The organism is Bradyrhizobium sp. URHD0069 (assembly GCF_000701345.1).
Classification (GTDB): domain Bacteria; phylum Pseudomonadota; class Alphaproteobacteria; order Rhizobiales; family Xanthobacteraceae; genus Bradyrhizobium.
Window position 1 is genome coordinate 1 of record NZ_JNIJ01000035.1, and the last position, 18,517, is coordinate 18,517.

Here is an 18,517-nt window from a genome sequence, read left to right on the forward strand (position 1 = left end):
ACTTGCCAACAAGATTGCGCGAATGGCCTGGGCCATGATGGCCAAGGGCGAGCGCTACAAGCAACCCGTCGCGCTGGCGGCGTAAACGAGATCGCGCCGGTCAATCGGCGTGAGGTGAAGGTTGGGAGGGCGAACAGCACGTAATGCAGAGCCGGTCGATCCGGCGATCAGGACAACCCACTTGTGCCATCGCATCGTCGAATGCGTGTTGTTGACCGGGACCTGATCCGCGGAGGGCATTATGGCCAGCGGTCATGTGAACCGCATCTACAGGCCGAACACATGGCAGCACCGACCAAGCCTGCGACGTGAAGATTTCTCTTGCCAACCCGGAGCCGTCCACACATGGCACGAAACCGACATGCCGAACTCGTCGCTGCATGTCCGTTGTCCGGGGATGAGCGGACCTAGCTCGGATGCCGCCCGAGGACCGTTGATGACCCAGAGCGGTCATCAGCCGCCGTATTCGGGAACGAGGTTGATATAGATCAACACTTAATGATGTGCATCGTCGATACTGTATGCTCGCAGTCTCTTCGCCACTGATATCATATGGAGACGAGCAAATGAGTAAGCTTGTTTCGGTAGGAGTGATCGCCGCGGCCATGTTCGCTAATCCGGCCATGGCGGCGTGGTACGACAAAAACGGCGCAGTCATCCATCCCTCCCGCGTCGTTCACTGCATCCGGGCTCCAGACGTTGGCCAGTTTGCCGGAGGTCCGTGGAATATTCCTCCCTGCGAACCGGCAACCCGGGGCTCAGGCACCAGGGCGGCGTGGTACGACAAAAACGGCGCAGCCATCCATCCCTCCCGCGTCGTTCACTGCATCCGGGCTCCAGACGTTGGCCAGTTTGCCGGAGGTCCGTGGAATAATCCTCCCTGCGAACCGGCAACCTGGCGCTCAGGCGCCAGGTAACACTAAAAAGCGCGTATGGGTGGGTGAAAAGCCCGGTCTGTCCGGCGCTGCCTTCTTCGACCTCTACACCGACCCGCGCGAAGAAAGCAGCAAGATGCTGCCAACATTCCCTGCGAAGGGAATGTTCAATGTCAGGACGGTTCGCTGACGCTGTACGCCGGCGCCAAATCGCCGGGCGTAGACAGGGAGAGCAACTGGCTACCCGCGAGTGAGCCGTTCTCGCTTTACATTCGCGCCTACCACAAGCGGACATTGGGACGCGCTCCTCCCGTCTGTGTGCTCTTGAATGTATAACCATCCAACGCCTCACGCCGGCGCTGGTGGCAGCCGCGCTCGCCATGTTGAAGCGCCGCGACGGTCAGAGGGTGCGTAGGAACGCGACCAGATCGTGCTTCTCCTCGCCGGTCAGTTTCGTGCCAAGCACCAAATTGAAGAACTCAACCGTATCATCGAGCGTCAGCAGGCGCCCGTCGTGCATGTAGGGGGGCGAATTCTTGATACCGCGCAACGGGAAGGTCTTGATGGCTCCGTCGCCGACTTCATTCAAGCCGTTGATCATCTCCGGCTTGAAGAAGCGCTCGGTCTTGAGATCGTGCATCAGATTGTCGGTGTAATAGGGCGCGGTGTGGCAGGCGTCGCACCGGCCCTTGCCGAAGAAGATCTCCTGGCCGCGCAGCTCGGCGGGCGTGGCCTTGCTCGGATCGAGCCTGCCGAACACGTCGAGTTTCGGTGCCGGCGGGAAGCCCAGCTCCTCCTGGAATTCCGCCATCAGGTCGACCTGGGTGAGCCGATCGAGCGGGTTCATGCCCTTCTTGGCGGCGATCACGTGGTCGCCGTCGAAATATGCTCCGGCCTGCTCGAACTGGGTGAAATCCTCGATGGTCTTGAGCGCGCGCTGCGAGCCGAACAGCCGCTGGATTTGCACGCCGCGCAGCGTCGGGGTAACGATGCGATGGCGGGATTCCTGGGGACGGGCGTCGGGAGCAAGGTGCGTGGCCTTGTTGGTATGGCCGTTCGAGTGGCAGTCGAAACACGTTGCGCCGCGGCTCGGCAGCTCAGAACGGCGGTCCTCGGTCAGATTGAATTGTTGCTGCGGGAACGCAGTGAGGAGCAGGCGCAACCCTTCCAGCTGCTTGGGAGGGATAATGCCGTTAAACAGCTCGTAGTAATTGTTGATGGTGACCAGCTTGCCTTGCGAGACGTCGCCGAGGTCGGTGCGCTGATTGAGATACATCGCCGGCGGGAATTCCGGCAGGAAATGATCCGGGATGTCGTACTCGACGTCGAAGCGCGTGAGGTCGCGTGCTTCCTGCCGTTTGATCTCGTCGATAAGGAAGCGCGGAAACACGAAGCCGCCTTCCTGATGCTTGGGGTGCGGCAGCGGATAGAATCCTTTGGGAAACAGGTTCCGATCGCGAATCTGCTCCGGGCTCATATTTGCGAGAGCCTCCCACGTCTGTCCCGCCGGGAGCTTGACGCGAACTCCTTCCTGCACCGGCCTGGTGCGATCCATCGTGACGCCGGCCGCTGGCCGATCGCTCAGGTCGTACCGCTCGTTGAGGAGCGCCATGTGCTCGCGCGTGACCTCGGGCTTCTGAGCGGACAGCCTGGCGAAGATCGCCGAGAACGGCTCGGTGATGTCGACCGGCATATAGCTCGACTTACCGCGTGGCCCTTGCTGCGCGTAGGCGAAGCCGAACGCAATGGTGGCAGCCGCCAGTCCGGCCAGACATTTTCGGATTTTCGCGACGGTCATGGTGCTCTCCTTGATGTTTTTTGATGTTTGCCCCCTTAGGTACCTCCACCTAGATCAAACAGCACAACGCCCGCCCAAGCGACGCTCGGGTGTGCAAATTGTCAGCGCTTCTCGCACCGGCGATAAAAGAATGTCGATTGGTGAGTTTATGCGGATAGCCAAAGCGCGACAAATCGAAATTGTAATGTGTCTCGCAAGTTTGATTTCGACCTTACGTGAGTCACACTTACCTTTCCCAGGAACGAGGGCAACGCGGCAATGACTGTCCGTCGCTAGGTTCGATTGGCAGCCATTGGCACTTTTGAGACATGCCAACTGTATTGAGCGATGTCTGCTTTCAGGGGTAATTCGGAAGACATTTGCTCGCACTGAGTTCTTCTCAGTTTGACTCCATATCGGAAATCGGAAGAAGCCGCTGAGCCTTGACGTGTTAGTGGTCTCTGTCGAGCAGCCGCGCCGGCATGCGGGTCGCGATTTCGTTCACCAGATCGGAAAGCAGGGCTTGTAGTCGCCGATATACGAACGCGGCTTGAGTCCAAGTTTGTTGTGGATCTCGCCGATGCGCGTGACGGATGCCTTGTCCAAGCGTTCCATGTAAGAAAATTCGCCTAGGTCGGGTGCATAGGCTATGAGTCCGCGAGGCTGACCTGAGCTGCTGTGAGACCGTCTTTTCCGCGCATCCCCGGACTCTGCTTCATTGAATTCTCCGGTTGCGATTGGTCCGTGATTGGCTGCGGAAGCGCACTACAATCTTCATTCCCTTCATGCGCGTGGGGTTTGCTGCCCTCGCCGCCGGCCCCTTACGGGCTCCTCACCTCATCTGGCAGGCTCCGGGACGCGCTGCGGCTGACTTCTGAGTGCCATGCGCGGCGGAGGCGGATCTTCGGAGCGGGCTCAGTCTTTCTTCCGGTAGAACCGAAGCAGCTGTGCGTTGAGGGCCACGATAATCGTGCTCGCCGACATGACGCCTGCGCCAACGGCTGGCGTCATCATGAAGCCGGTACCGAAGGTGATACCGGCCGCCATCGGGATAGCAACCGCATTGTAAGCCGTCGCCCAGATCAGGTTTTGCACGATCTTCCCGTAAGTCGCGCGAGACAGGCCGAGGATCGCGGCCACGTCTCGCGGATCATTGCGGACCAGCACCACATCGGCGGATTCCACCGCCACATCCGTGCCTGCGCCGATCGCGACTCCCAGATCGGCTTCGACAAGTGCGGGCGCGTCGTTGACGCCATCGCCGATCATGGCGACGCGCAAGCCGCGGTCACGCAGTTGCTTGATCTTCGCGGCCTTCTGATCGGGCAATACCTCCGCAATATATTCGCCGATGCCGAGTTCGGCGGAAACAGTCTTTGCTACCCCCTCCGCGTCCCCGGTCAGCATGATCGGACTTATTCCAAGCTTCTTGAGTCGGGCCATTGCTTCCCTGGATTCCGGCCGCACGATGTCGGCCAGCGCGAACAGTGCCCGCGGTTCGCCGGCGCGGACCAGGACCACAACGCTCTTGCCTTGCGCCTCGAGCGCACGCAGGCGCGGATCGCTGATGGCCTGGCCCAGCCTTGTGAGATATCCGGGGCTGACGACGCGGACCTCCTGGCCCTCCACGACGGCGACGATGCCTTCGCCCGCGATGTTGCGGACGCAGGCTGGACGAGGAACAGCGATGCCCCGTTGCTTTGCAGCGGCCACGATGCCTTGTGCAATCGGATGTTCGGACTGGCTTTCGGCTGACGCGGCGAAGCGCAACTCTTCTGCCTCGTCTCCATCCGCCAGCACGGCGATATCACTCACGCCGAACCGGCCTTCCGTCAAGGTCCCGGTTTTGTCGAACACCGCCGCGGTCAGGTTCCGCGCCCTCTCAAACGCAGCCCGGTCGCGGATCAGCAGGCCGTTTCGGGCGCTGAGCGTGGTGCTGACGGCGACGACCAGCGGCACGGCAAGCCCGAGCGCATGCGGACAGGCGATCACCATCACGGTCACCATGCGCTCGACGGCGAATTCGTAGGTTTGGCCGGCGAGCAGCCAAAAGCCCAACGAACCGAATCCGGCGATCAGGGCGATGTATGTCAGCCAGCCCGCCGCGCGATTGGCGAGGTCCTGCGTGCGCGAACGGTTCGCCTGGGCCTGCTTGACCATCTCGATGACCTGCGCAAGGTAGGTCTTCTCGCCGGTGGCCTTGACTTCGATCGTCACGGCGCCGGCCCCGTTTATGGCGCCGCCGATGACGACATCTCCGGGCTTCTTCGAGACGGGAAGGGATTCCCCCGTCAGCATGGCCTCGTTGAAAGAGGATTCGCCTTCCATGATCACGCCATCGACTGGAATCTTGGCGCCTGGCCGGATAAGCACCCGGTCACCCGGCTGCAAGGAGCTGACCGGAACCTCCTGCATATTGCCTTGCGCATCGAGCTTCAGGGCGGTGTCCGGCAGCAGCCGGACCAGCTCTTCCAAGGCCCGCGACGCTCCCATGACCGAACGCATCTCGAGCCAATGGCCGAGCAGCATGACGTCGATGAGCGTCACCAGCTCCCAATAAAAAGACACGCCCTGAAGGCCGAAAGTCACCGCCGCTGAATAGAAATAGGCGACCGATATCGCCACCGCGACGAGCGTCATCATGCCCGGCTCGCGGTTCCTGGACTCAGCAAGAAAGCCGGTCAGGAACGGCCAGCCTCCATAAACGTAGATGACCGATGAGAGCATGAAAAGCGCGAGACCATCGCCGCGAAACCTCAGCGCGTCGCCGAGCCCCAGCCCATGCTGGATCATCGGCGACAGCAATAGGACAAGCGGCGTCAGTGCAAGGCATAGCCAAAACCTGCGACGAAAATCCGCCACCATCGCTGCATGATCGCCATGTCCGGCATGTGCATCCATCGCGCCCGCCATCCCGGCAGCGGAATGATAGTGCGCCTGGTGTGGCTGTTGATGCGGATGCTCATGGGCGTGGGCGTGATCCATGTTGTCCTCGTCTTATCCAGTCTGACTATCTTATCGATGGACTACGGCGGTGAGGTCGGATCGCATCAGCATCGCGGTTCGATCATTTTGGTGATCTCCTCCGGCGCCGCGAAAATCACCGAAGCTCTGTCGCCCATCATTCCGGCCGGCATGATTGCCGGCGCACCTTTTTCCGGTCCATCCTTGCTGGAGTCGGTTTTGAAGCGCAGATTGCGCTCCCAAAAGGCTCGTGTCTTGCCGTCGGCAGTCGTGACGCGATAGGTGTCGCGGCAGTAGGAGATAGCTTTGACCTGAATTCCCGGTTCGAGTTTTTTAAGATTTGGGTCCGGGCCTCCTCCCATCATTCCTCCCATGCCACCCATGCCTTTCATGCCGCCCTGTTGCGCCATTTGTTGCGGCGCTCCGGGTTTGGTGGCGTCTTTGAGAAACGCCAGCAGGTCCGCTCGCGCGCCGCCATCCTTGATGCCTTCAAAAAGCATGTCGTTGTCCGGCACCATGCGCTGCGGATTGGTCAACCATCCGTCCAGCGCGCGGTCGTCCCAGATAATTCCCGACGATTTGAGAGCATCGGAGTAACGATCGAAGCTCGATAGTTCGCCGGCCTTCCGTCCCCAAAGGTTGGCCAGGCTTGGACCCGTCATGTTTCGATCGGGTTCCAGCGAGTGGCACGGCGAACAGACCCGGAAGTCCCGTTGCCCCCGGGTTGCATCGCCATGCTGGGCGGCCGCAGGGACAAGGAAACGCTCATCGCAAACGCGGCTATCACGAACCCGCTCATTGTCCGCCCGCTTTGTCTCCGGAGCGGAGATATTTGACGAGGGCTGCGGCCGCCAGGATCAAGACAATGACGACCAGCAACCAGAGGAGCCCCATCGCCAACATCATCCCAGGCATCATTCCGTCCATCACCTCGCTTGACCGGCTTTGGGATAAGTCTCGACATCTTGAGCGGTTTGAAAGGTTGTGACGGGTAGCACGCTGGTGCCGACATCAAGACGCGGCAATATCTATTGCTGCGGATCTGATTTGTTCGGCAACGCAGTTTTATCATCTGTTCCGTGTCCCATGCACATGAACATCATCAACATGCACGGCAGAAATGCCACGATGGGAAGTAACCCTGCAGCCCTTAGCCAATTCCAGTTCAGAACGACACCTGAAGCAACAACTGCTCCCGAAAAAAGATACAGCGCTAAGCGGTACAGAACGAAATAACCTCTCAAAGTGCCGCGCGGTGGACGCCCATCGCTGTTGGTGGTTGGGTCGTGATGACTTAAGACCATGAATACTCACTCCGTTTTGGTGGACACAAACGTGAAAGGGTTGCGGAGGTCGATGCTTATCCGCATCCCTCTGCGCTCCAAATGCGATTCACCAAGGAGATTTCGGACCGCCGTGATAGCGCCATACTGACCTGTCATTCGTATTCGTCATGGGTTGCAGAGGTGACGCGGCTCGGTCGTACGCGAACGCAAAATTCAAATCGCTTTGCGAACTACCGGTCCTGTTTTGTGCGCTCTGCCTGGCCTCGCTCGGCCAATAGCTCTTGCCCTTGATTGTCGAGCCCGCGTGGGCCGTTGCAGATATCGCCACCAGCGGCAGCAAGAGTGAAATCTTGAGAAGGTGTTTCGTGAACATGGTCCGGCTCCATCATAGTTGGAAGCGCGTCCTGTGCGCGTCTAACTATGAGTTCGGGACTAATCGTCGGCCGGTCACAAGCTTCACGCCGACGTGAAGGCGGCGAACAACCTCATCACCACCGCAACAATCGCGGTCCAAGTATTGCACCTGCTAAGGTGCACAGCACAATCGTGCCGCCGTACCAAACCGCAACAAAGGGCAGTGAATCGTCTGTGCAATGCAGCGCATAAGCCATCGCGCTCACACCGCCCGAAATGAGCCCGGCGAAAGCGCCGGTCCGGACGAGATTGGTCGGGGCCGCTCTTCGTACCGCCGCGATGATGGCGGCGAAAGGCACGATCGCGATGATGGGGATGGAAAGAAGGCATTCGAGCCATTCGTCTCCCATAACCATCTTGTCCCAGTGCGATCTGGGCGCGAGTCCGAGGCTGATTGCGGCAAGCAGCACGATCGCCACGAACGGCATCACGGCCGAAATTGACGAGGTTCTCCGCTCCCCTCCTGGGCACGCCAGCCGCATCAGATAGACCGATGCCACGCCAACGATTCCAACTGTAAATGCGAGCTTCAGCAGTAGAAAAATCAAGGCGCGAGCGGTCATCAGATCGGCGCGGACACCGAGTCCGGCAAGCATGATGCCGAGCGCCACGACTGTTCCGGCCGCGAGGGCAATGTAAACCGTCCGACTGACAAGTCTGCGGTTGACCGGTTCGATGTGCGCACTGAGAGCGGCTACCAGTTCGTCCGTCTTCATGTTCTGGTCTCCTGGGCAATCAAGGCGGCCAGTGCTTTGAGCCCACGGTGAATGTTCATTTTTACTCCCGACTCGGAGATGCCGCACCTCTGCGCTGCTTCAGCTATGCTCTGTCCTTCGAGTTTTACAGCCTCGATGGCGCATCGCATGTTTTTCGGCAACCGCTCCATGAGCCGCCTGACGTCATATGTACTCTCGGCACTGACATTGTCGTCATGCGCCATGATCGTATCGGCCTCGTCAATCGGTACATCAGCCGATGATCTGCGAGTCCGGCGCAGGAAATCGATCAGCTTGTAGCGCGCGATTGCATGTACCCATGGCGTCAGGGGCTCGACGGGATCATAGGTATGTCGCTTGAGGTGGATCGCCAAGACCGCCTCCTGAACCAGATCCTCCGCCTCTGCTGCGCCCCTCCCAATTCTTGCGAGTTTGCTCTTGTAATAGGCACGGAGATGGCGGCTCAATCGGTCGAGCAAAGCGCGGTGCGAAGCCGCGTCGCCGTCCAGGCTGGCAAGCATCAGTCCCTTCAGTTCGGCTTCGTGGGCGGTCATGCTTGCATCTCTATTAGTTCGCTGGTCCGGCCGATTTGGTTACAGCTCACAGTGCCAAGGGTCGAAAATATTACGGAACTCGCGAAGCTGGTTCCCCCTCTAGTCGCGTACTGCTGCGTTCACTCCGCTGCGGTCATACTTCACCTCATTTCACAGGCTCCGGAACGGTTCGAGGCCGCTTGATAGCCTCGTTTACGTGCGGCGGAGGTTCGCTCTTGAAACCATCGTCGCGCGGTAACCGCAGGCCTTTGACCAGGCCGAAGATCGCCGGGATGACGATCAGCGTCAGCAGCGTCGAGGAGAGCATGCCGCCGATCATTGGCACCGCGATGCGCTGCATGATCTCCGAGCCGGTGCCGGTGCTCCACATGATCGGCAGCAGCCCCGCCATGATGGCGACGACCGTCATCATTTTCGGTCGCACCCGCTCGACCGCGCCTTCCATGATGGCGTCGTAAAGATCGCTGCGCGTCAGCGCACGGCCCTCGGCGTCGCGTCTGGCCTTGATCTCCGCCAGCGCGTGGTTGAGGTAGATCAGCATCACCACGCCGGTCTCGGCGGCGACGCCGGCGAGCGCGATGAAACCGACCGCGACCGCCACCGACAGGTTGAAGCCGAGCCACCACATCAGCCAGAGCCCGCCGACCAGGGCGAACGGCAGCGACAGCATGACGATCAAGGTTTCGGCGATGGAGCGGAAGTTGAGGTACAGCAGCAGGAAGATGATCAGCAACGTCACCGGCACGACGATCTTGAGGCGCGCCGCCGCACGCTCGAGATATTCGTACTGGCCGCTCCACATCACGTAGTAGCCGGGCGGGAACTGAATGCTGGCCTGAACCGCCTGTTGCGCATCGGTGACGTAGCCGCCGAGATCACGCTCACGGATATCGACGTAGATGTAGGTGGCCAGCTGCCCGTTCTCGGTTCGGATCGACGTGGGCCCTCGCGCCAAGGCAATCTTGGCGACCTCTCCCAGCGGCACGGCGCCGCCGGCCGGCATGGGGACCAGCACGTCGCTAGCGATGGCCTGTGGACTTTCTCGCAGATCGCGCGGGTAGCGCATGTTGACGCTGAAGCGCTGGCGGCCTTCGACGGTGGTGGTGACAGTCTGGCCGCCAAGCGCGGTCGCGATGACGTCCTGGACGTCCTGAACCATAATGCCATAGCGCGCCAGCGCCGCGCGGTCGGGCGTCACGTCGAGATAGTATCCGCCGATCCCACGCTCGGCGTAGGCCGACGACGTGCCCGGAACGGTTTTCAGGACCTGCTCAATCTGCTTGGCGAGCTTGTCGATCTCGACCAGATCAGTGCCGATCACCTTGACGCCGAGCGGCGTCCGGATTCCGGTCGACAGCATGTCGATGCGCGCCTTGATCGGCATGGTCCAGGCGTTGGATACGCCGGGAAACTGCAGCGCCTTGTCCATCTCCGCAATCAAGCTGTCGACCGTCACACCGGGACGCCATTGCTGCTTCGGCTTCAGATTGATGATGGTTTCGAACATCTCCGACGGCGCCGGATCGGTTGCGGTCGCCGCGCGTCCGGCCTTGCCGTAGACTGAGGCCACCTCCGGGAACAACCGGATGATCTTGTCTTGTGTCTGCAACAGTTCACCGGCCTTGGTGACGGATATGCCGGGCAACGTCGTCGGCATATAGAGCAGCGTGCCCTCGTTCAGGCTCGGCATGAACTCGGTACCCAACTGTCGCGCGGGCCAGATCGTGACCGCGAGAACGGCCAGCGAAAGCACGATCACGAGCTTCTTGGCGCGCATCACGCCCTTGATCACCGGCCGATAGACCCAGATCAGGAAACGGTTGATCGGATTGCGATGCTCGGGGACGATCCGGCCGCGAACGAAGATCACCATCAGCGCCGGGACCAGCGTGACGGAGAGGAGTGCCGCGGCCGCCATGGCGAAAGTCTTGGTGAACGCGAGCGGGCTGAATAGCCGCCCCTCCTGCGATTCCAGCGTGAAGATCGGCATGAACGAGACGGTGATGATCAGCAGGCTGAAGAACAATGCCGGCCCGACCTCGGATGCGGCATCGATCAGGATTTTGACGCGTGGCTGGTCGGGCTCTGCCCGTTCAAGATGTTTGTGGGCGTTTTCGATCATGACGATGGCGGCATCGACCATGGCGCCGATGGCGATGGCGATGCCGCCAAGGCTCATGATGTTGGAGCCGAGCCCGAGCATCTTCATGGCGCCGAATGCCATCAGCACGCCGACCGGCAGCATGATGATCGCCACCAGCGCGCTGCGGAGGTGCAGCAGGAAGGCGATGCAGACCAACGCCACGACAACGCTCTCCTCAAACAGCGTATGCTTGAGTGTAGCGATAGCGGCATTGATGAGGTTCGAGCGGTCGTAGACCGGCACGATCTCCACCGATTTCGGAAGACTGCTGGCGATTTCCTTAAAACGCTTCTTCACGTTCTCGATCACGTCGAGCGCATTGACGCCGAAACGTTGCAGCACGATGCCGCTGGCGACCTCGCCTTCCCCGTTCAGTTCGGTAATCCCGCGCCGTTCGTCCGGGCCGAGTTCGACGCGCGCGACGTCGCGCAGCAGCACCGGCGTGCCGCTGCTCGCTTTCAGCACGATATTTCCGAGATCGTTGATGCCCTTCAGATAACCCTTGCCGCGGATGACATATTCGAACTCCGAGAGTTCGACGGTGCGGCCGCCGACATCGGCGTTGCTGGCGCGGATCGCGTCGCGCATCTTCTGCATGGTAATGCCGAGATCGCGCATCCGCTGCGGATCGAGGATGACGTTATACTGTCGGACGAAGCCGCCGACGCTTGCGACCTCGGCCACGCCTTCGGCCTTGGCGAGTGCGAATTTCAGGTTCCAGTCCTGAATGGCGCGCGTGTCCGAAAGGTTCAATTCCTTTGATATCACGGCATACTGATAGACCCAGCCGACTCCGGTGGCGTCCGGCCCCATGGTCGGGGTTACGCCGGCTGGCAGCCGGGAGGCGGCACCATTGAGGAATTCCAGCACCCGCGAGCGGGCCCAATAAATATCGGTGCCATCCTCGAAAATGACGTAGACGAACGAGACGCCGAAGAAGGAAAATCCCCGCACCACCTTTGATCGCGGCACCGTGAGCATCGCGGTGGTCAGCGGATAGGTGACCTGATCCTCGATGACCTGCGGCGCCTGACCCGGATATTCCGTATAGACGATGACCTGGGTGTCGGAGAGATCCGGGATGGCGTCGAGCGGCAGGTGAGCCAGCGCGTAGATCCCGGCCGCGGCCGCAAAGCCGGCGCCGAAGAATACCAGCAGCAGGTTGCGCGCCGACCAGGCGATGAGACGGGCGATCATGGCTGGGCGCCCGCGTCCGAGAAGCCTTTGAGTGCGGCCTTTAAATTGCTCTCGGCGTCGATCAGGAAATTCGCCGACACCACGACCGGCTCGCCTTCGATAACGCCCTCGCGGATTTCGACATAGCCGCCGCCGCGATGGCCTAGTTTCACATCACGCGGTTCGAAACGTCCCTGCCCTTTCTCGACGAAGACCGCCTGACGGCTGCCGGTATCCAAAACCGCACTCTCGGGAACGGCGAGCACCGGCTGCGGGCTGCCGGTGTCGATCTCCGCATCCACATACATGTCCGGAAGCAGGACGGAATCCGGATTGGGCAGTTCGATCCGGGTGCGCGTGGTCCGCGTGTCGCGGTTGATTTGCGGATAGATCACGCTGACTTTGCCGACGAATTCGCGGCCGGGGTAACTTCGGGCCCGGACGATGACGGGCTGACCGACCGAGACGGCACCAACGTCGCGTTCCGCAATATCGATTACGGCCCAGATGACGTTGATATCCGCGACCCGAAACAGCACGTCGCCCGGTTGCGCGCGCATTCCCTCGATGGCATTGCGCTCAAGAACGATGCCGTCTCGCGGTGCCGTCCATTCGATAGCGATCGGAACGGAGCCGTTCTTTTCCATCGCGACGATCGCCGCGTCGGGAACGTCGAGGTTCATCAGACGCTGCCGTGAGCCACGGCCGTAAGTTCCAACGCCGGCCGTGGTCTTGGAATTGATCGTGGCGACGTACTCCGCGGCGGCCGACGAAATCGAAGGGCTATAGATCTCCATCAGCGGCTGGCCCTTGTTGACCCTGGAGCCCGTCGTGATGTTTGCAATCTTCTGAACCCAGCTTTCCGATCTCATCGAGATGACCGAGATGCGACGCTCGTCGAGTTGAATGGTGCCGGGCGCCCGAATGGCCGTGCGGATGATCCGCCGCGCCACGGGCTCCGACTTGACGCCGGTGCGCTGGATCTTTCCCGGCGAAAGCTTGACGGAGCCATCGTCGACATCTTCGCCTTCGTAGACCGGGATGTAATCCATCCCCATCGAATCCTTTTTCGGAATTGGCGAGGTGTCGGGGAGTCCCATCGGGTTGCGATAGAATTTGATCTTGCGATCCGTCGCCACAGTCGGTGCCGGAGCAGCGGCGGGTTCATCTTCGAAGCTTAAGTCCGCACGGGCTGGCACGGCCCGGTAGTCGCGTCCATCCGGTGTCTTTTTGGGGCTCAGCGAGTAGAACGGCCGCCCGTCCGGATCCTGATAATAGACAGGCTCGTCGCTGGTCTGCGCTGCCGCCGGCGCAACGAGCGCAACATTCGCTGCGTCCGTGGTATGCAGGTGTCCGCGGAGGACAATGAATCCGCCACCCGCCGCCGCTATCACAGCGGCGACGGTGACACTGGCGATGATCGCGCGTTTCATTTCTGCGCCGTGATGAGGAGCTTGCTTTCGACCGTACCGGTCTCGCCCTGCACCTTGGCGCCGAGCGAGAGCAGCCACCTTCCTTCCATCCCGAAGGTCGCCTTGAAGCGGTAGCTGCCGGGCTCTCCACCGGGTTCCCGGGCGATCTTGGTGGCCATCTCCGGCATGCCGTCGGGCGCCATGTCGAGACGGGTGGCGAAAATCACCGCGTCAGGCACCGGCTTTCCCGTCGTCTTGTTGACGAGCCTTACCGTGATGACCTTGTCCTTGCCCACGGCGGTGGTCGGTTCGACCAGGTTGAATTCATAGTCTTTGATATCAGCTTGAGCGGTGCCGGCTGAACCGATCACGGCAATGCCGACAAGCGCGGCCGAAAGCGCGCGCGAGAAGTTGAACGTTTTCATTTTGAGAGTCCTCGATAACGATGGTCTTGCCGCAGGGCGGCATGCGTCGATCCCGCGCGATCAAGTCGCGCGGCAACAAACGGCGCCGTGACGCCGTTCAGACCAGAGTTCGAGGTGGATGCTCGGGAGGTGGGTGGCCGAGGCCATCAGGCCGAGGGTCGTTATACCCGGCAGCAAGATGGTCCGAAGCGATAAGAAATGGATGAAGGACGCTCGCCAATATGCCCGTAAAGCATTTGGACATGCAGGCCGCCATGAGCACGCACTTGTCGCAATCAACCGGCGCAGGCGCCTTCGACGGACAGCATGGCATATCATGTGTCATCTCGTCGGTCGTGGCCGATGGCGACATCTCATCCGCCATCGCCTGCATCGACATGTCGGAAGACATCCCGGCCATAACCGGCTGGGAAAGCGGAGCCAACGCAAGGCCCGCGATCACCAGGATCGCGAGCAGCCGACGTATGGTGAAGTCATATGTCACGTGCTTAGGCTCTCACAAACTGGCAGCGATGGAAAGCCCACGCGGTAGCACTCGATAGCCAGTCTGGCTGGCCAGCATTCATCATAACCAACTCCCCAACTCACCAACTCACATTTCAGTGAGATTACCTGTCAGCCCGGCCAATGACGTCCATCAGTTCCGCTATTTTCTGGCGCTGATCGGCCTTGTCGCCGCTTGGGCAGCGACTGCCCGCACTAAATCGGCAACGACCTCCTCAAAGCGATGAACTAGGAGAGGCGGTCGCGAAAGGCTATGGACCCGAACCCGCAGGCCTCCCGCTCCCGCCGATGGATCATTTCGCGTTCTTGCGAAGCCAGGCCTTCATCTGGGCGATTTCCTTCTCCTGATCGGCAATGATTTGCCCGGCCAGCTTGCGGGTTTCAGCGTCCTTGCCGTACTTCAGTTGAACCTTGGCCATATCGATCGCGCCTTGGTGATGCGGGATCATCCCGTTCATGAAATCGACATCGGCATTGCTCGTGAAGGCCTGATGCATGTCGTGCATCATCTTCACGTGCGCCTCTTTGAAGGCCTTGGTGGAGGCGGAATCGCTGTCCTTGGGCGTCATGTCTTCCATCGTCTGTTGCATCGCCTGCGTGTCCATCTTGGACTGATGCATATGCTGCTGAGCGAACGCCGCCGTTCCCATGGCGGCGATGACGGCAGCGATGGTCAGAAAGCTCTTTACATTTTTCATAGCGGTCTCCTGTAGATGTGGTTTCGATGGGCTAGCGCGAGAGTCAGTCAAATCGCGCGGTTGCTGTTTTGCCGTCAGGTGCTGTGAGCTGAACCGCGCCTTTGAGACTCGGCGGAAGAGCAGTGGCCGCCGCTCCGCTCAGGGCGCCCCTCTCCGAAGGGACGAGCGTTATGCGTTCGGCCTTTCCGCCCAGACCGAAAATGGCGATGCCCTTGAAGCCCTTCGGATCGACAGGTTTGCCGCTCTCACCCGTGAGAAAGATTTCAATCACCTTATCCTTCGCTACCAGTTCCGCGTGATAGGGCGTGGCATCGGCTAGCCGCCCGCCATGGGGGCCTTTCGCTTCGTGAGCGTGCGCCGGCAGCGCTGCCAGCAGGGAAACGGCGAGAGCTAGGTATTTGAGTTTCAAGTGCGGTCTCCTTTTCCAAGATGTGAACGATTAGTACGAATGTGAAATAGCCGGATCCTTGCCGTGCTCCTCGGACTGCCGTTGCATCAGCCGCATGAGCGGCCTCTCGCCGAACATGAGAAACAGCACGGGCGTGATCAGCGCGTCGAGCAGCGTCGCGCTGACAAGCCCGCCGAAGATCGTCACTGCGACCGGATGCAATATCTCCTTGCCCGGCTCGTCTGCCGCGATAAGCAGCGGCAGAAGCGCAAGCCCCGCCGACAGCGCGGTCATCAGCACGGGTGTCATGCGCTCAAGGCTTCCGCGGATGACGAGAGCCGGCCCGAACTCCATCCCCTCCTGCAAGGCGAGGTTGATGTAGTGGCTTATCTTGAGGATGCCGTTGCGGGTCGCTATGCCCGTGAGGGTGATGAATCCGACCATGCTGGCGACGGACAGCGGCTGATCGGTCAGCGCGAGCGCCGCGACCGATCCGATCAGCGCGAGCGGCACCCCGCCCATGATGATCAGTGCCAGCGTTGCCGAGCGGTAGCGGCTGTAGAGAATTACGAATATCAGCGCGAGAGAGACGGCCGAGAGTATGCCGATGGTGCGGCTCGCTTCCTCCTGGGCCTGGAACGTGCCCTCAAGGCTTGCGGTGACGCCCTGCGGAAGCTTCGTCTTCTGCAGCTCCGCGCGGATGCGGCGCACGATCTCCGCCATGTCGGTCTTGCCGTCGGAGTTCGCGAGCACGACGATGCGCCTGCGGCCGTTCTCTCTTAAAATCTGGTTGGGGCCGTCGGTCTCCTTCACATCCGCTATCTGCCGCGCCGGTATCCAGCCGGACGGGCTCTTGATCAGAAGGTCACCGAGCTTTTCGGTGGTGCGCAGCCGGTCGGGCAGTCTCATCACGACGTCAAAGCGCGTATAGCCATCGACCACACGCGAGATGACCCGCCCGCTCGACAGGCGCGATAACTGCTCGGTCACCGCGCCAGGCTGCACGCCATACAGAGCCGCGCGTTTGTAATCGACGCGGATTTCAAGTTGGGGGATGCGCACCTGCTTCTCGACCTGCAGGTCCTGGATGCCGTCGATCCTCGAAAGGCTTTGGCGCAGGTCTTCCGCGCTGTTGCGCAGCGCGTCGAGATCGTCGCCGAAGAGCTTCAAGGCGATCTCGGCGCGCACGCCAGAAAGTAGATGATCGAGCCTATGCGATATCGGCTGCCCGACATTGATCGAAAGCGGCAGTACCGAAAGCCGCGAGCGTATGTCCGCGACGATCTCGGCTTTTGGCCGCTGCGAAGGTTTGAGAGCAACGTCGATTTCGGACGAATGGACGCCTTCCGCATGCTCGTCGAGTTCGGCGCGACCGGTACGCCGCCCGACGCTGATCACTTCCGGCACATCAAGCAGGAGCCGTTCCGCGATCGACCCCACCCGGGTGGATTCGGAAAGCGAAACGCCGGGATTGAAGGCAAGATTGATCGTGAATGTGCCTTCGTTGAAAGGCGGGAGAAACGCTCGCTTCAAGGTGAGTACGCCCACGCCCGCGGCCAGCACCGCCAACACTGTCACGCCGAGCAGCAATGTTTTGTGAGCGAAGGCGAGGCCGAGCGCCGCGCGGTTGACGGATTTCAGCTTGCGGACGAGCCAGCTTTCCCGATCTGCGAGCCGTTTCATGCCCGGCAGCAGGTAATAGGCCATCACCGGCGTGAGCGTAATCGAGACCAGTAGACTCGCGAGGATCGAGATGATGTAGGCATGGCCAAGCGGGGCGAATAGCCGGCCCTCGATGCCGGAAAGCGCGAATAGCGGCACGAAGACGAGAACGATGATCATTGTGGCATAGACGATGCCCGACCGCACTTCATTGGACGCCGTAACGACGATGTCGAAGACGGAACGCGGGCTGCCTTGCTCTCTGTTCTCGCGCAGCCGCCGGAAGATGTTCTCGACATCGACGACGGCGTCATCGACCAGTTCGCCGATGGCGATCGCAAGCCCGCCCAGGGTCATTGTGTTGATCGAAAGCCCTAGCAGCTTGAAGATGATCGCCGTGGTCAGGATCGAGACGGGTATCGCGGTGAGCGAAATCGCCGTCGTGCGCCAGTTGAGAAGAAAGGCGAACAGGATGACGGCCACGACGAGCGCTGCTTCGAGGAGCACCCGTTCCACATTGTAAATCGAGTTTTCAATAAAGTCCGCCTGCCGGAATACGATCTCGTCGGCCGTCACGCCGGACGGCAGGCTTGGCTGAAGCTCCGTGAGCGCTTGCGTGATTTGGTTGGTCAGCCGAACCGTATCTACATTCGGCTGCTTCTCGACCGAAACGATCACGGCGGGCTTTCCCATATAACCCGCATCGCCACGCTTGACCTTGGGCGCGAAGTCAACGCCCGCTACCTGTCGCAACAGAACAGGGCGTCCCTCGATGGTGGTAACGACGATGTTCCGCAGGTCTTCCAGACTTGTGGTGCGCCCGATATTGCGGATGAGATATTCCCGGGCGTTTTGGTCCGTGAACCCGCCGCCGGTATTGGTGCCGAACTTCGCGAGCGCCTGTTCTACCTGCTCATAGCTCACTCCGAGCGCTCGTAGCGCGGAGGGAAGCGGCGCGATCCGGTACTGCCGAACCTCACCACCGATCGGTATCACCTGCGCAACACCCGGGATCGCGAGCAGCCGGGGCCTGATCGTAAAATCCGCGATCTCGCGCACCTCCATCGGCGACTCCGTCTTGGAAGTCACCGCGATCAGGAGGATTTGGCCCATGATCGAACTGACGGGGCCGATCTGCGGCGTGACGTTCAAGGGCAGCTGGCCTTGCACCTGAGCGAGCCGTTCCGCGACTAGCTGCCGGTTGCGGTAGATGTCTGTCCCCCAATTGAACTCTACGTACACAATCGAAAGCCCGACGCCCGAGACCGAACGGACGCGGCTGACTCCCGGGACGCCGTTCATCTGGGTTTCGATCGGGAACGTGACGAGCTGCTCGACTTCGGGCGGCGCGTAACCTTCCGACTCCGTCATGATCGTCACCGTCGGACGATTGAGATCGGGGAAGACATCGACGGGAAGCTGGCGCGCGGTATAAGCGCCAAGAAGAACGAGGATGCCCGCCATCGCGAGGATGAGAAAGCGATTGCGGAGCGAGGCGTTGACTAGGAATGTGAACATGGATG

General features: G+C 60.7%; 14 protein-coding genes and 1 pseudogene. 2 read left to right on the top strand and 13 right to left on the bottom strand.

Translation table 11 applies throughout. The annotated features are described in order from the left end of the window. Positions 1-566: 566 nt before the first annotated feature. Positions 567-917, top strand: coding sequence for a hypothetical protein (locus tag N554_RS41075; RefSeq protein ID WP_197033656.1), 351 nt, complete (start codon positions 567-569; stop codon positions 915-917). 105 nt (positions 918-1,022) lie between these two features. After that, a complete protein-coding gene (locus N554_RS38550) occupies positions 1,023-1,211 on the top strand; it encodes a DUF1214 domain-containing protein (RefSeq protein ID WP_256378749.1) in 189 nt (62 codons plus the stop codon). A gap of 64 nt (positions 1,212-1,275) precedes the next feature. On the opposite strand, the gene N554_RS0120905 is transcribed toward N554_RS38550, so the two are convergent. The 13 genes and pseudogenes from N554_RS0120905 to N554_RS0120970 all read right to left on the bottom strand — a co-directional run bounded on the left by N554_RS0120905 (position 1,276) and on the right by N554_RS0120970 (position 18,512). Next, on the bottom strand, positions 1,276-2,673 hold the full coding sequence (locus N554_RS0120905; RefSeq protein WP_081851344.1) for a cytochrome B6: 1,398 nt from the start codon (positions 2,671-2,673) through the stop codon (positions 1,276-1,278). Positions 2,674-3,567: 894 nt separating this feature from the next. Next, positions 3,568-5,637: a heavy metal translocating P-type ATPase gene (locus tag N554_RS0120915; RefSeq protein WP_029585255.1), complete on the bottom strand. Its 2,070-nt coding sequence runs from the start codon at positions 5,635-5,637 to the stop codon at positions 3,568-3,570. Positions 5,638-5,702: 65 nt separating this feature from the next. Continuing rightward, positions 5,703-6,134 carry a cytochrome c family protein gene (locus tag N554_RS0120920; protein WP_245283663.1) on the bottom strand — a complete coding sequence of 144 codons (432 nt, stop codon included), beginning with the start codon at positions 6,132-6,134 and terminating at the stop codon, positions 5,703-5,705. Positions 6,135-6,644: 510 nt separating this feature from the next. Then, complete coding sequence (locus tag N554_RS40160) at positions 6,645-6,920, bottom strand: hypothetical protein (protein WP_156042018.1); 276 nt, start codon at positions 6,918-6,920, stop codon at positions 6,645-6,647. A gap of 470 nt (positions 6,921-7,390) precedes the next feature. Beyond that, positions 7,391-8,032 (bottom strand): DUF1109 domain-containing protein, encoded by a 642-nt coding sequence (locus tag N554_RS0120930; RefSeq protein WP_029585257.1) that lies wholly within the window; start codon positions 8,030-8,032, stop codon positions 7,391-7,393. Beyond that, positions 8,029-8,586, bottom strand: a complete 558-nt coding sequence (locus tag N554_RS0120935) for a sigma-70 family RNA polymerase sigma factor (protein ID WP_029585258.1) — start codon at positions 8,584-8,586, stop codon at positions 8,029-8,031. Before N554_RS0120935 ends, N554_RS0120930 begins: the two co-directional genes overlap by 4 nt. Positions 8,587-8,731: 145 nt before the next feature. After that, the gene (locus tag N554_RS0120940; RefSeq protein WP_029585259.1) at positions 8,732-11,926 is read right to left on the bottom strand and encodes an efflux RND transporter permease subunit; all 3,195 of its coding nucleotides are present in this window, start codon (positions 11,924-11,926) and stop codon (positions 8,732-8,734) included. Further along, positions 11,923-13,338: an efflux RND transporter periplasmic adaptor subunit gene (locus tag N554_RS0120945; RefSeq protein WP_029585260.1), complete on the bottom strand. Its 1,416-nt coding sequence runs from the start codon at positions 13,336-13,338 to the stop codon at positions 11,923-11,925. The genes N554_RS0120940 and N554_RS0120945 overlap by 4 nt, the downstream gene beginning before the upstream one ends. Beyond that, positions 13,335-13,742: a FixH family protein gene (locus N554_RS0120950; RefSeq protein ID WP_029585261.1), complete on the bottom strand. Its 408-nt coding sequence runs from the start codon at positions 13,740-13,742 to the stop codon at positions 13,335-13,337. The genes N554_RS0120945 and N554_RS0120950 overlap by 4 nt, the downstream gene beginning before the upstream one ends. Positions 13,743-14,350: 608 nt before the next feature. Beyond that, a pseudogene (locus N554_RS42155) lies at positions 14,351-14,422 on the bottom strand (transcriptional regulator); the annotation flags it as partial. A gap of 117 nt (positions 14,423-14,539) precedes the next feature. Beyond that, on the bottom strand, positions 14,540-14,944 hold the full coding sequence (locus tag N554_RS0120960) for a CopM family metallochaperone (RefSeq protein ID WP_029585263.1): 405 nt from the start codon (positions 14,942-14,944) through the stop codon (positions 14,540-14,542). A 43-nt stretch (positions 14,945-14,987) separates the two neighbouring features. Further along, the gene (locus N554_RS0120965) at positions 14,988-15,353 is read right to left on the bottom strand and encodes a hypothetical protein (RefSeq protein WP_029585264.1); all 366 of its coding nucleotides are present in this window, start codon (positions 15,351-15,353) and stop codon (positions 14,988-14,990) included. A 30-nt stretch (positions 15,354-15,383) separates the two neighbouring features. Further along, positions 15,384-18,512, bottom strand: coding sequence for an efflux RND transporter permease subunit (locus tag N554_RS0120970; RefSeq protein WP_051677619.1), 3,129 nt, complete (start codon positions 18,510-18,512; stop codon positions 15,384-15,386). Between the last annotated feature and the right edge of the window lie 5 nt (positions 18,513-18,517).